Genomic DNA, 14,491 nt, shown 5'->3' on the forward strand with positions numbered 1-14,491 from the left:
ACAATACTGTTGATGGAGGTTGAAACGAATGGGACCTTTTGAATTTCATAATCCGACCCGGCTGATCTTCGGCAAAGGCAAGCTGAGCGCACTGACAGCCGAAGTTCCGAGATACGGCAAGAAAGTGCTTTTGGTATACGGCGGCGGCAGCATCAAGCGCAGCGGGTTATATGACCGCGTCATCTCCCTCCTGGCCGAAGCCGGAGCGGAAGTGACGGAGCTGAGCGGCGTGGAGCCGAATCCCCGTCTGTCCACGGTACACCGCGGAGTGGAACTCTGCCGGGAACACGGCATCGAGCTTATATTGGCCGTCGGCGGCGGCAGCGTGCTGGACTGCTCGAAGGCCATCGCCGTCGGTGCGAAGTATGAAGGGGATATGTGGGATTTCGTCGAGCGCAAAGCGGTTCCTAAGGACGCCCTCCCGCTGGGAACGGTGCTGACGATGGCGGCTACCGGCTCGGAGATGAACGGCGGCTCCGTGATTACCAACGAGGCTACCCAAGAAAAGATGGGTTGGGGCAGCGAGCATGCGTATCCCGCTTTTTCGATCCTGGATCCGGAGCATACCTACTCCCTGCCGAAGGACCAAACGGTCTACGGCATGGTCGACATGATGTCGCACGTGCTGGAGCATTACTTCCATCCGGAGACCAATACGCCGGTGCAGGACGGCTTTTGCGAAACGATTTTGCGAACGGTGATCGAAACGGCGCCGAAGCTGATCGGGATCTCGAAAACTTCGAGCTCCGCGAAACGATCATGTACTGCGGCACGATGGCGCTGAACGGCATGATCAGCATGGGGCTGAGGGGGGATTGGGCAACCCATAACATCGAGCATGCCGTGTCGGCTGTTCATGACATCCCGCACGGCGGGGGGCTGGCCATTCTGTTCCCGAACTGGATGAAATACAACCTTGACGTGAATCCGGAGCGCTTCAAGCGGCTGGCCGTCCATGTGTTCGGCATTGATCCCGCCGGCAAGACGGACAAGGAGGCCGGTCTGGAAGGCATCCAAGCACTGCGCGATTTCTGGAAGTCGATCGGGGCCCCAAGCCGTTTGGCGGACTACGGCATTGATGAAAAAGACATCGATCTTATGGCTGAGAAGACGGTGCGCTTTGGGCCGTTCGGCAACTTCCGCAAGCTGCAGCGCGAGGATGTCGTTGAAATCTATAAGATGTCGCTATAATCTCTTTAGAATAAACATGCTGCCTTGAACTATGGGTAGGCTGTGCCTGATCAGAACATTCTGAAAGGGCACAGCCTTTTTTGGCTGTATCGGGGAAAAGCTATCGTCCCTGGAAGGACAACGAAGTCGTTTCTACTTGCGCAAAACCAGTCAAGGCTTGATTTTCCCGAGAGAGAACCACGGATTTCAGGCAAATATTTGAAACGAAGCCAACTTTATTACGTATGAATTGTTATATACAGTAAGGAAACTTCGGGGAGGCAGTCAAAATGGAGGCGCTTTTTTGGGGATGTCTGATCGGCGGGGTTTTGTTCGCGGTCGTAACGGTGCTGCTGGGGGACGTATTGAGCGGAGCGCTCGACGGCATGCTCGATTTTTTATCGGTTGATTTTTTTTAAACCGGTCGTGCTTGCCGCGGGAGTGACGGTTTTCGGAGGCACCGGAGTCATGCTTGCAAAGTACACGGAGCTAACCGCTCTGCCGCAGATTCTGATATCCGTATTGGTTGCGGTCCTGATCTCGATTGCGGTGTATTTCGGTTATGTGCGGCCGATGGAGAACAGCGAGAATTCCACGGGCTTTTCCATCCTTGAAATGGCCGGAAAAATCGGGGAGATTACGGTGCCGGTGCCTGAACAGGGGTATGGCGAAGTCATGGTGAGGGTCGGCGCGGGAAATACGCTACATATCGCCTCCAGTTTTGACAAAAAAACCGCTGGCCGCCGGGGTTCGGGTCGTCGTGGTGGAAGTGTCCGACGGCGTCCTCCGTGTATCCGAGCTGGAAGAACGAAAGGGAGAGATGTAAAACATGCCTGAATTTTTGGTCATACCGTCCATTGTCGTTGGCGTTATTATCGTACTGGGGCTGGCATTCTGGGCCCGCTACAAAACGGTTAGTCCGGATGAAGCCATGATCGTAACGGGTTCGTTTCTCGGCAGCAAAAACATTTCCGAGGATGAATCCGGCCGCAAAATCAAAATCGTCCGAGGCGGCGGCGCGTTTATCTTGCCGGTATTCCAGAAGTCGGAGTTCGTGTCGCTCTTGTCCCACAAGCTGGATGTCATGACGCCGGAGGTTTATACGGAGCAGGGCGTTCCGGTGATGGCGGACGGCGTGGCGATCATCAAGGTGGGAAGCTCGATCGAAGACGTGGCGACGGCCGCCGAGCAGTTCATGGGCAAGCCGATCGAGGCACTGAAGGGAGAAGCGCAGGAGGTTCTGGAAGGTCATTTGCGTGCGATTCTGGGATCGATGACCGTTGAGGAAGTGTACCGGAACCGGGACAAATTCGCGCAGGAAGTACAAGGCGTGGCTGCACGGGATCTAAAAAAAAATGGGTCTGCAGATCGTATCCTTTACCATCAAAGACGTCCGCGACAAGCACGGTTATCTGGAAGCCCTTGGTAAGCCCCGCATTGCGACGGTAAAACGGGATGCCGAGATCGCCGAAGCCGAAGCGGTCCGGGACGCGCGGATCCAGAAGGCACGCGCCGAAGAGGATGGACAGAAGGCCGAACTGCTGCGTGATACGAATATTGCGGAAGCGGCTAAGGAAAAGGAACTGAAAGTTGCATCTTTTAAGAAGGAACAGGATACGGCGAAAGCGGAAGCCGACCAGGCCTACCATATCCAGGAGGCGCGTGCCAAGCAGACGATGGTCGAGGAGCAAATGAAGGTGGAACTCGTCCGGAAAGAACGCGAAATCGATCTACAGGAAAAGGAAATTATGGTTCGTCAGAAGCAGTATGACGCTGAAGTGAAGAAAAAAGCGGACGCCGACCGTTATGCGGTTGAGCAGGCGGCCGAAGCCGATAAAGCCCGCAAGATGCGCGAAGCAGACGCGCTTCAATATTCCATTGAAACGCAAGCTAAAGCTTCGGCAGAGCAGAAACGCCTCGAAGGACAGGCGATAGCCGATGCGGAACGCGCCAAAGGTACGGCGGAGGCCGAGGTCATCCGGCTGCGCGGTTTGGCCGAAGCGGAGGCCAAGGAGAAGCTGGCCGAGGCGTTCCAAAAGTTCGGGGAAGCCGCCGTGCTGGATATCATCGTCAAAATGCTGCCTGAGCTGGCAGGGAAAATCGCTCAACCGATTTCGTCCATCGATAAACTGACCGTCGTGGATACCGGCAAAGGCGAGGGCGCTGCGCGCGTCAGCAACTACGTGACCGAGCTGATGTCCACCGCGCCGGAAATGTTGAAAAGCGTATCGGGGATCGATGTGGAGCAGCTGATCCAAGGCCTGACGAAGCGGCCTGCCCCGGCTGCCGGTTCAGAAGCCGGCCGTCATCGAGCCGGAGCCTGCGGTCATGGAGGTCGGCGCAGCCAAAGAAAGCGAATAAAACCAAAGAATCGGGCAGCTCTGGACACAGAACAGGGCTGCCCGATTTACGATAAACGGTTACGTCTAGGGCACTGCAGCTTAAGGATGAAAAGCCAAAATGCCCTTTTGCCCAGCAGCGCGATTTCTGTTAAGATTGCGGGTATAGGGTTATCTAAAAAGAGGTGCGGACGTGAGCAGTTTACAAGTCGCTAAAGTATTGAACAATAATGTCATTATCGCGAAACATCCCCGGCACGATGAGGTGGTTGTCATCGGTAAAGGCATAGGATTTAACCGTAAAGCCAAAGATTTGATACCGCTGTCAGCCGTTGAAAAAAATGTTCATCCTGACGAAGCCCGAGGAGCAGGAACAATATAAACAGCTCGTGCCGCAGGTCGATGAGCAGCTCATTGAAGCCGTCAATGAAATCATTCTTCACGCTTCCAAAACCGGCTCCGGGCCGATGAACGAGCATATCCATATCGCTTTGACCGACCATATCGCTTTTGCCGTCAAACGCCATGCCCAGGGACTTTATATCCATAATCCCTTTTTGTTTGAAACCAAAGAGCTTTATCCCGAAGAGTATGAGATGGCGGAATATGCGGTCGAGACGATCAAACATCGTCTTGGCGTGGATCTTGGGGAGAAAGAGGCCGGATTTATCGCTCTGCATTTTCATGGGGCGTTGACGAACCAGCATATTTCGGAGGTCAGAAAATATTCGGAGCTGGTGTCGGACCTTGTGCAGACCGTCGAGGATAAGCTGGAATACAACATTCCTAGAGATTCGCTGGATTATTCAAGACTCATCACCCATCTGCGGTTTGCGCTTGAGAGAATCAGGCGGGGAGAGGCCGTCGAAGAAACGGATTCGCTGGACGGCTTGCTTAAGCGGGAGTATCCGGAAATGTACGCTTTGGCCTGGAAGCTCACAAAAATCATGGAGGTCCGGTTAAAAAAAACCGGTTTATCCGGCGGAAGTGGGATACCTTACGATTCATCTCCAGCGGCTGGCCCAGCGGAAAGAACAAGGTGAATAATTCGTGAAGATTGGCGAATGAGGGCATAAATCCCTTGCAGCCCGACGGGCAGGATGATACAATACGGACAGTAATTCAACAAAACTCCAAATCAAAAACGTGTAACTGATTCGATCAGGCATGAGTATATGACAGAAATTTTTGGTTGTTTCTATCCCTTTCCGGGTAACCTAGGGTAAGAAAACAAACAGGATTCTGGTGTATGCTTGTGCCTTTTTTTGGTTTGAAGTTTTACCATTACACCCAGAATCGACCACATGATGGAAGGAGAAATACCATGTTTAAACGGCTCTTTGGCGTTTTGCAGAGAGTAGGTAAAGCTCTCATGCTACCCGTTGCCATTTTGCCAGCAGCCGGGCTTCTGCTCGGGATAGGCAATATGCTGGTGAATCCCGACTTCCTGCAATATGCACCTTGGCTGGATACCGCTTGGGTTCAATCGGCCGCTACCGTTATGATGAATGCGGGTCAAATCGTCTTTACGAACCTGTCACTCCTGTTTGCCGTCGGCGTGGCCGTTGGTCTGGCAGGGGGGGAAGGCGTTGCGGGACTGGCAGCAATCATCGGTTTCCTGGTCATGAACGTGACCATGGGCTCGGTCATCGGCGTTACGCCTGCGATGATCGGTACGGATCAGGCTTACGCCAGCGTGCTCGGAATCCCGACGCTGGCCACCGGGGTGTTTGGGGGCATTATCGTCGGCGTGCTTGCAGCAAGCATGTACCGCAGATTTTTCAAAATCGAGCTTCCGCCCTACTTAGGTTTTTTTGCAGGAAAACGGTTCGTCCCGATCATGACGGCGGCTGCCTCGGTACTGCTCGGCTTGCTCATGACGGTCGTCTGGCCGCCGATCCAATCAGGCCTGAACGCAGCTTCGCACTTCATGCTGGAGCAGAACCTGACCCTGTCCGCGTTTGTATTCGGCGTGGTGGAACGGGGATTGATTCCTTTCGGGTTGCACCATATCTTCTACTCGCCTTTCTGGTTTGAATTCGGCGAGTACGTTAACCACGCAGGACAATTGGTGCGCGGCGACCAGAACATCTTCATGGCGCAGCTTCGCGACGGCGTGGAATTTACGGCAGGCACGTTCATGACAGGCAAGTTCCCGTTCATGATGTTTGGTCTTCCGGCCGCAGCGCTGGCGATTTACCATGAAGCGAGACCCGAGCATAAGAAATATGTCGCGGGCATTATGGGATCCGCAGCGCTGACATCCTTCCTGACGGGAATCACGGAACCGCTCGAGTTCTCCTTCCTTTTCGTGGCGCCTTTGCTGTTTGCGGTTCACGCGGTGTTCGCGGGTCTGTCTTTTATGACCATGCATATCCTCGGAACGAAAATCGGCATGACGTTCTCGGGCGGTTTGATCGACTACCTGATCTTCGGCGTGATCCCGAACCGGACGCTTGGTGGAACGTCATTATCGTCGGCTTGATCATGGCGGTGATCTATTACTTCGGTTTCCGGTTTGTTATCCGCAAGTTTAACCTTCGGACACCCGGAAGGGAAGAAGCCGCGGCAAGCGATGAGAGTGCAGGCACCGGAGGCGGGGGCAAAGACGAATTGCCTTATAACATTCTGACGGCGCTTGGCGGTCAGCGTAACATCGCCCATCTCGATGCATGCATTACGCGCCTTCGCGTTGAAGTGAAGGACAAGGCGGAAGTGGACAAAGAACGCCTGAAAAAGCTCGGCGCTTCCGGGGTTCTGGAAGTAGGCAACAATGTGCAGGCCATATTCGGTACCCGATCGGATACGATCAAGTCCCAAATTCAGGACATTATGTCCGGAATTGCGCCGGCACCGGCACCGGCCGCACCTGCCTCCGAGGAGGGCAAACCGGCCGTTGTAGAGCAGCAGGCTGCGCAGGACGGAGACGCCGTGATCATGGAGGACATTGTCTCTCCGGTCAACGGCGAGTTGATGGACATCTCGAATGTGCCGGACCCTGTATTCTCCGAACGGATGACGGGCGACGGATTTGCTGTTCTTCCGCATGACGGGACGATTTCTTCGCCTGTTTTCGGTAAAGTGTTCAATGTTTTTCCGAGCAAGCATGCCGTCGGCATTATGTCGGACGGAGGCAAGGAAGTACTCGTCCATATTGGCGTAAATACGGTAAAATTGAAAGGACAGGGCTTCAAAGTCCTCGTTCAGGAAGGCGACCTTGTATCGGCCGGACAGCCGATCATGGAGGTAGACCTGGAGTATGTGAAAGAACATGCGCCTTCCATCATTTCGCCCGTTATTTTCTCCAACCTTCCGGAGGGTGTGTCGGTGACACTGAATAAGACGGGCGTCGTCAAAACCGGGGAACCCAATATCATTACAATAAAATAATTATTTTGGGTAATTAAAAACAAGAAAGAGGGATGATGAACAATGCAAAAAACATTCAGAATTATCGATGAGGATGGAATCCACGCACGTCCGGCTACAGCTCTGGTGAACACGGCCAACAAATTTAAAGATACGGAATCCTTTGCGGAAGCCAACGGCAAAAAAGTAACGTTGAAATCGATCCTGGGCGTTCTTTCCCTCGGATTGGAGCAAGGAGATACCTTGACATTGATTTCGGAAGGACCAAGCGAGAATGACGCATTGTCCGCTCTTTCCGAGGTGATGATTAACGAAGGGCTGGGAGAGCTCAATGAATAACATTAAGGGGATCGCGGCATCGGCGGGAATCGCCATCGCTAAAGCGTTCATCCTGGAACATCCGGATTATTCCGTGTCCTACCAAAAAGCGGAGGACGTAAACGGGGAGATCGTCAAACTTGATGCCGCGCTGGATAAGTCCAGATCGGAGCTCGAAGCCATTAAAGAGCGCACGCTTCGGGAGCTTGGAGAGAAGAAGGCCGAGATTTTCGAATCTCATCTTCTGATTCTTGACGATCCGGAGCTGATCAGTCCGGTGAAGGACAAGATCGCTGCCGAATCGGTTACGGCCGAATATGCGCTTAACGAAACGGCGGGGCAATTCATCGAAATGTTCCTGAACATGAAAAGCGCCTATTTGCAGGAACGCGCGGCCGATATGCGGGACGTGACCAAACGAATCCTTAAGCATCTGCTTGGCCTTACCTATGTAAGTCCGTCGGAAATCAGCGAGGAAGTCATTGTCGTTGCGGAAGACCTGACGCCTTCGGATACGGCCCAGTTGAACCGGAATTTTGTCAAAGGTTTCACGACCAATATCGGAGGCCGAACTTCCCACTCCGCCATTATGGCCCGCTCGCTTGAAATTCCGGCCGTGGTCGGAACCAAGAACGTTCTTTCCCATGTAAAGAGCGGCGACCTGGTTATCGTGGACGGTTTGGAGGGCCATGTGCTGATCAATCCGTCAGAGGCAACCGTTTCCGAATACCGCGGCAAGCAGGAGGCCTATGCCAAGCAGGTCGAGGAATGGAGAAAGCTTCGTACCGAGCGGACCGTCTCCAAGGATGGGGTCCATGTGGAACTGGCCGCAAACATCGGCACGCCGAATGACGTTGCAGGCGTCTTGGATAACGGCGGCGAAGGCGTTGGCTTGTATCGCACGGAGTTCCTATACATGGGAAGAGATAAGCTTCCTTCCGAGGAAATCCAGTACAATGCCTACAAAACGGTGTTGGAAAAAATGGAGGGAAAGCCGGTCGTCGTCCGCACGCTTGATATCGGCGGCGATAAAGAGCTTCCTTACATGGATCTGCCGAAGGAGATGAATCCGTTTCTTGGATTCCGGGCGATTCGTCTTTGCCTGGAACGCCAGGATATTTTCAGAACCCAGCTTCGGGCACTGCTGCGGGCGAGCGTTCACGGCGACCTTCGCATCATGTTCCCGATGATCGCAACCTTGGGCGAATTCCGTCAAGCAAAGGCACTGCTCGAAGAAGAAAAAGCAAAGCTGCTGTCCGAAGGGATCGCCGTTTCGGAGCATATCCAACTGGGCATTATGGTTGAGATTCCTTCGACTGCCGTAATGGCGGATCAGTTTGCGAAGGAAGTGGATTTTTTCAGTATCGGCACCAACGATCTGATTCAATACACCATGGCTGCGGACCGGATGAACGAGCAGGTTTCCTACCTGTATCAGCCATACAACCCGGCCATCCTGCGCCTGGTGAAAATGGTCATCGATGCGGCACATCGTGAAGGCCGCTGGGCCGGCATGTGCGGAGAGATGGCGGGAGACGCAACGGCCATTCCGCTCCTGCTCGGATTGGGCCTGGATGAATTCAGCATGAGCGCAACTTCAATCCTGCCGGCCCGCAGCCAAATTTCACGGCTGTCGAAGGCCGAAATGGAGGACTTGGCCGCCAAAGCGCTGCAAATGCGAACGGCTGAGGAAGTCGTCGAGCTGGTCAATCAATTTGCGGCCAACTAGTTTGGGCTGTAAAATTTAATCGGATGACGAATCCGGATTTTTCAGGGGCATCTTTTATTAGCATTCGTTCTTTGTGGACGGATGCTTCTTTTTTAGGATAGGAAAGACGAAGGGACTGCCTCCGAAATCCCGTTTGAATTGGCCGCGGATTCCGGGGCAGTCCCTTCCATCGATCTAGGATTGAAGCTGGAATAAAGCCGGCACGTTAGGCGGCTCCCAACCTGCGATAGAGGTATGGGACTGAATAACTTTATAGGTCTTACCGTTATAGGTCACCAATTGGTTGACGGTGTAAGGCGTATTCGGCTGCCAGGCGGCGGTTCCCGGCCCGGTTTCGGCCTCGGTCGCAACCGTAAGTTCCGGGCTTGCCGCCGAAACATTGCCCGCCGCGTCCTTTGCCTTGACGGAGAAGGTATAGGAGGTTGCGGCATTCAAACCACTAATCGTAGCGGTTGGTTCCGTTACTGTGGCGGCTAATGAATTCCCCCGGTATACCTCGTATGAAGCAACGCCAACATTGTCGCTGGAGGCGTTCCAGCTAAGCGAAACGCTGGAGCTGGTCTTGCCGGTGGAGATCAGCCCGGAAGGGGCGCTTGGCGGCTGCGTATCTCCCGGATGGGTCCCACCCGTGTCCGTTACGACCGTAACCGGATTGCTTGCAGCGGAAATATTTCCGGCCGCGTCCATGGCTTTGACCGTAAAGGTATAGCTTGTGGCAGCCGTTAGACCGGAGATCGTGGCGGTCGTTCCGGTCACCGTCGCTGCTTTGCCCGTACCGTTGTACACTTCATAACCGGTAACCCCGACATTATCCGTGGACGGGCTCCAGCTGAGCGTGACGCTGTCCGAGGTTTTGCCGGTGCTGGTCAGGCTGCCGGGGGCCGTGGGAGGTTGAGTGTCGGGAACCGGCCCGCTGTTGTTCAAATCCGAGTTGAGCTTATTCAGGAGCGTTTTGTTCCGATCGCCGCTGAGCTCCCAGAACATCGCGCCTCCAAGGCCCTTCTGTTTAATATAATCGGTCTTATGTCCGAGGGATGACGCGTCATCATAACTTATAAACCGTTTCAGGCTCGGGTTGTACAGGTAAGGAACTTTCGAGGCGTCGTTCCAGTACCGGGTATACCCGTTTTTGTTGATATAGTTGGCTTCCAGATCATTGAAGTCAAACGAGCCGTTTTCCCATGTTCCCGCTTGGGATGGCCCTGTTCCGGTCTGGTATTGCCCGTTGCCGACCGAAGGGACGCCATCCCATCCACGGCCGTAGAAGGCCACGCCGAGCACGATTTTCGAGGAGGGAACCCCTGCGCTTAAATGCCCCTGGACCCCGGCGTCGACGTTGAAAGCGGATGCATGGGGAACCTTGGCAGTCTCAGCGGCCGGATCAAAGTACAGCGGGGCATTGTGGGCGCTGATCTTTTGCCAGCCTCCATTAAAATCGTAGGTCATAATATTGATCCAGTCCACGACGGCGCCGATGTTTCCAAGCTCGGTATTGTTCTTGTAGTTTTCCGAAGCCCCGGAGGCGATGGTGAGCAAATAATCCTTGCCGTCTGTTTTCTCGGCGGCGTCCAGTTTATTGCGGATTTCCTGCAGAAGCAGGGTGTAATTCTGTTTGTCTTCCGGACGGGCGCTGTTGCCCGCAAGCCCTCCGCCGACCGGGTATTCCCAGTCCAGATCGACGCCGTCGAAGTTGTACTTCCGCAGGAAGTCGACCGCGGAGTTGGCGAACGTTTCGCGCGTAACCTGGCTTGCGGCCACATCGGAGAAGCGGTTCGACCAGGACCAGCCGCCGACCGATATGATCGTTTTCAGATTCGGGTTGATCTTTTTCAGCTTGTTCAGCTGGTTAATATTCCCGGCATAGGGTTGATCCCAAGCGTCGCCGGGAAATCGTTTTCCGGTATCGATCCAGGGGTCCCCGAGCACGATGGTGCCGTTAGGTACATTGATCGTTTGGCTGTTCTCATCCTGGCACGTCCAGGTCGACGGGTTCGGGCTTGCCGGATCGGGATTGCCGTGCCTTCCGTTCCAGCAGATGTCCGCAAAGGCATAGTTGATGTGGGTCATTTTGCCGGGATCGATATCGGATACATTATAATTGCGTCCATATGCCGCCCATGACGGATAGTATCCTACCATTTTGTAGCTTTCCGCAGCCGAAGCCTGGCCCGGCCCGGTGAAGCAAGCGGGCGCCAGCAGCGCGAACATGAGGCCGAATAGCGCAAATCGGGACCATTTGTTTCGGTTTGACATGACACGATTTCCTCCTTCCAATGATCAAAACAAGGTTCAGGGGAGACAAGGATCTCTCGTTTTTTTGTTTCCGGCATCGCCACCTTTCCGAAAGAGATCGAAGAATGCGCTTTCAACAGCGCCCGACGGTGATACGATAAAACGTTGTCATGCGTGCTTTTCGACCATAAGAGCATACAAGCTGGTATAGTAAAAATACAAAGAGATTCAGCGGCCGACGAATTAGTTAAATATTTACAAAAGAGGATTTTATGTATTTTTATTAAAGCACAGGAAACACGAAATAAAAGGGATAACATATTCCATCTTCGGGATAAAATTTTACTTAAACCATGAGAAGGACAGGCCTTTGGGATCTGCATGATATGATTTATTTTCCGCACCGTTCGACATGTTCGTAGTTCCATAGACTTACATATCCGCCCAAAACAGCCGATAATAGAGACATAGACCCAAACTTTTTGGCGCCACCGGCATAAGCTATATCTTGAAAGCGATTTTTTGCCCGATAGGTCTGTCTTATGAATCAGGCGCCAATACTATTAAAATGATTCTTTTTAAAAGTGACGGTGATTATGATGAGTATGGACATGATCAGTAATATAACGGATATAAAACTTGGGGTAACCTATAGCAAGGCGGGAAGCCGGTTCAGCTTGTGGTCGCCGTCCGCCCGGGCCGTATCACTGATGTTATATGAAGACGCGGGAGTTTATAACGAAGCAGGCGTGGCCGCGGATCATAAAGACGGGACCGAGTACCCGATGGAGCGGGACGAGGATGGCGTATGGACGGCGAGGATTGAAGGAGAAACCGCCGGTTTGTTCTATATGTACAAAGTTTTTCATGAAAACGGAGAATGCCGTTATGCGGTGGATCCTTATGCGACGGCGGTTTCCGCCAATGGGTGCCGGGGCGCCGTTGTCGACCCCGAGGTCTGCAACCCGGAGGGCTGGGAACAGGATAAACGCCCGCCGTTCGTTCAGCCCGCCGATGCGGTGCTCTATGAGCTGCATGTCAGGGATTTCTCGATATCCCCTGACTCCGGCATGAAATATAAGGGGAAATTTAAAGCTTTTACGGAGACGGGATTGAAGGATGCACACGGAAACCGTCTCGGGATCGATCATTTAGCCGAGCTTGGGGTGACCCATGTTCACCTGCTGCCGATCTTCGATTTCAAAACGGTGAATGAGCTCAAATCCATGCCGTTTTATGAACCGGAAGGAGAATACAACTGGGGATACGACCCTCAGCATTACAATGTTCCGGAGGGATCCTACGCGACCGATCCAACCAGGCCGGAGGTGCGTATCCGCGAATGCAAGGAAATGATTCAAGCGCTTCACCAAAAGGGCATGAGAGTGATTATGGACGTTGTCTACAATCACACGTACACGGTGGATGACGGGCCGTTTGAGCCTGTAGTGCCAGGGTACTTTTACAGGAAAAACGCGGATGGCGGGTTATCCAACGGCTCGGGCGTCGGCAACGAACTGGCGACCGAGAAACCGATGGTACGGAAATTTATCAAAGATTCCCTGCGTTATTGGGCGGAGGAATATCATGTTGACGGGTTCCGGTTTGATCTGATGGCTCTGATCGATACGGCGACCCTTTGCGAAATCGTGGAAGAACTGCGCCGCGAGGTGGATCCCGGCATTCTGGTTTACGGAGAGCCCTGGACCGGCGGAGAAAGTCCGCTTCGGGACAAAACCGTAAAGGGAAGCCAGCGGGGCAAGCGCTTTGCCGTGTTTAACGATCATTTCCGTCAGGCCATCAAAGGCGATAATGACGGCGGAGGCAGGGGATTTGCCACCGGGGAAGCCTGGTGCGAAGGCGCCATAGCGGAAGGCATGATGGGCTCCATTCATGATTTTGCGTATGAAGCATCGGAAACCGTTAATTATGTTACGGTTCACGACAACCTGAATCTGTGGGACAAAGTTCTCGCATCCCAGAACAAATGGGAGGAATCCGGCCTGATCCACATGAACGACGGCCGACCTGCAGACGGAAGCTCGCTTCAGGAGAAGCTGGCGGCTTCCAACCCTTACGCCTCCGTATCGGTTATGGACGTGATGGCCTCCGATCCGGTGAGGCGATGCCTCTTGGCTAACGGCATTGTGCTTCTGTCTCAGGGAATTCCGCTGATTCACGCAGGCGACGAACTTCTCAGAACCAAGTTCGGCGATCATAACAGCTACCGGAGCGGCGATGGAATCAATGCGATGCGATGGAGCTGCAAGGAACGGTTTTTACCGGTTTACGACTATTACCGGGGGTTGATCGCGCTGCGACGGAAGCATCCTGCGTTCAGAATGAGCTGCAGGGAGCAGATTGAAAAGCATATGGAAATCATCCGCTGCAGCGACCAGATCGTGGCTTACAGGTTAAAAGACCACGCTGGAGGCGATGCCTGGAAGCAGATCGTCGTGATCGTGAACGGGAATCCTAAAGCCTTGGACGTTGAGCTGCCGGCAACCCCGTACAGCTGGAATATCGTCGCGGATGAACGCAGGGCAGGGGTGGAAACCCTGTCCCAAGTGGATGAATCCTCGGTTTCCGTGCCCGGACTCTCCATCATGGTACTGTATGAGGACGAACGGCGGCCGAAGAAACACAAGGTTAAAGTTGAAGTGGAATACGAGCGCCAGGATGGCTGCTATGAAGGCTGGAACCTTTGGGTGTGGGGCACCGGGGTTGAGGACGGACGGATCGATTTCATGGAGGAAGACCATGGCAGGGTAAAGGCTGTTTTTTTATGCGGCTTCCGGGGTGAAGCGGATTGGATGTTTAGTCCGGCTGAACGATTGGGAAGCGAGAGAATGGGAGAATGACCTATTCATCGAGGTGCCATCCGGCAAAAGAGAAATCAAGGTTAGGGTAGCCAGCGGAAAAGAGGGCTTTCACGGTCCGGATTCGGTATCCGATATGGCAAGCTGACATGCAAATGGAGCCTTCCGGTTTTAACCGGAAGGCTCCATTTCATATTTAAGAGAGGGGTAATTATCATTACCCTCAATTTCGGTGGTTAAACCGCGAGAAAATAAGAAAAACGCATATCGACGTACTTTCTCAGAAGACAGACCGCATATAGCGGAAGTTTTTTCTTGCGAGATAAGGGAAGCCGCGTCTCCGAAGCTTATACTTTCTTATCAAATAAAGAAAAAACGCATATCGACGTACTTTCTCAGAAGACAGACCGCATATAGCGGAAGTTTTTCTTGCGAGATAAGGGAGCTGCGTCTCCGAAGCTTATACCTTCTTATCTCTTAAGAAAAATGTTTAGCAACCAAGGAAAGCGGGTAAA

General features: G+C 53.3%; 4 protein-coding genes and 5 pseudogenes. 8 read left to right on the top strand and 1 reads right to left on the bottom strand.

Annotation, left to right across the window (positions count from 1 at the left end; genetic code table 11):
* Positions 1–28: 28 nt before the first annotated feature.
* The 7 genes and pseudogenes from XI25_RS27285 (at position 29) to ptsP (ending at position 8,925) form a co-directional block, all read left to right on the top strand.
* Positions 29–1,191 (top strand): annotated as a pseudogene (locus XI25_RS27285) (iron-containing alcohol dehydrogenase).
* A gap of 269 nt (positions 1,192–1,460) precedes the next feature.
* A pseudogene (locus tag XI25_RS27290) lies at positions 1,461–1,996 on the top strand (protease).
* Between the two features lie 3 nt (positions 1,997–1,999).
* Positions 2,000–3,437, top strand: a pseudogene (locus XI25_RS27295) (SPFH domain-containing protein); the annotation flags it as partial.
* A gap of 265 nt (positions 3,438–3,702) precedes the next feature.
* A pseudogene (glcT, locus tag XI25_RS27300) lies at positions 3,703–4,556 on the top strand (glucose PTS transporter transcription antiterminator GlcT).
* A gap of 277 nt (positions 4,557–4,833) precedes the next feature.
* Positions 4,834–6,899 (top strand): annotated as a pseudogene (gene ptsG / locus XI25_RS27305) (glucose-specific PTS transporter subunit IIBC).
* A gap of 42 nt (positions 6,900–6,941) precedes the next feature.
* The gene (locus XI25_RS27310; protein WP_046681051.1) at positions 6,942–7,217 is read left to right on the top strand and encodes an HPr family phosphocarrier protein; all 276 of its coding nucleotides are present in this window, start codon (positions 6,942–6,944) and stop codon (positions 7,215–7,217) included.
* Complete coding sequence (ptsP, locus tag XI25_RS27315) at positions 7,210–8,925, top strand: phosphoenolpyruvate--protein phosphotransferase (protein WP_046681052.1); 1,716 nt, start codon at positions 7,210–7,212, stop codon at positions 8,923–8,925. The genes XI25_RS27310 and ptsP overlap by 8 nt, the downstream gene beginning before the upstream one ends.
* A 174-nt stretch (positions 8,926–9,099) precedes the next feature.
* On the opposite strand, the gene XI25_RS27320 is transcribed toward ptsP, so the two are convergent.
* Positions 9,100–11,178 carry a glycosyl hydrolase family 18 protein gene (locus XI25_RS27320; protein WP_046681053.1) on the bottom strand — a complete coding sequence of 693 codons (2,079 nt, stop codon included), beginning with the start codon at positions 11,176–11,178 and terminating at the stop codon, positions 9,100–9,102.
* A gap of 590 nt (positions 11,179–11,768) precedes the next feature.
* Between XI25_RS27320 and pulA the strand changes: the two genes are divergently transcribed.
* A complete protein-coding gene (pulA, locus tag XI25_RS27325) occupies positions 11,769–14,018 on the top strand; it encodes a type I pullulanase (RefSeq protein WP_235440457.1) in 2,250 nt (749 codons plus the stop codon).
* The last annotated feature ends 473 nt before the right edge of the window (positions 14,019–14,491 follow it).

The sequence above is a fragment of the Paenibacillus sp. DMB20 genome, from assembly GCF_000987955.1.
Classification (GTDB): domain Bacteria; phylum Bacillota; class Bacilli; order Paenibacillales; family Paenibacillaceae; genus Paenibacillus_AQ.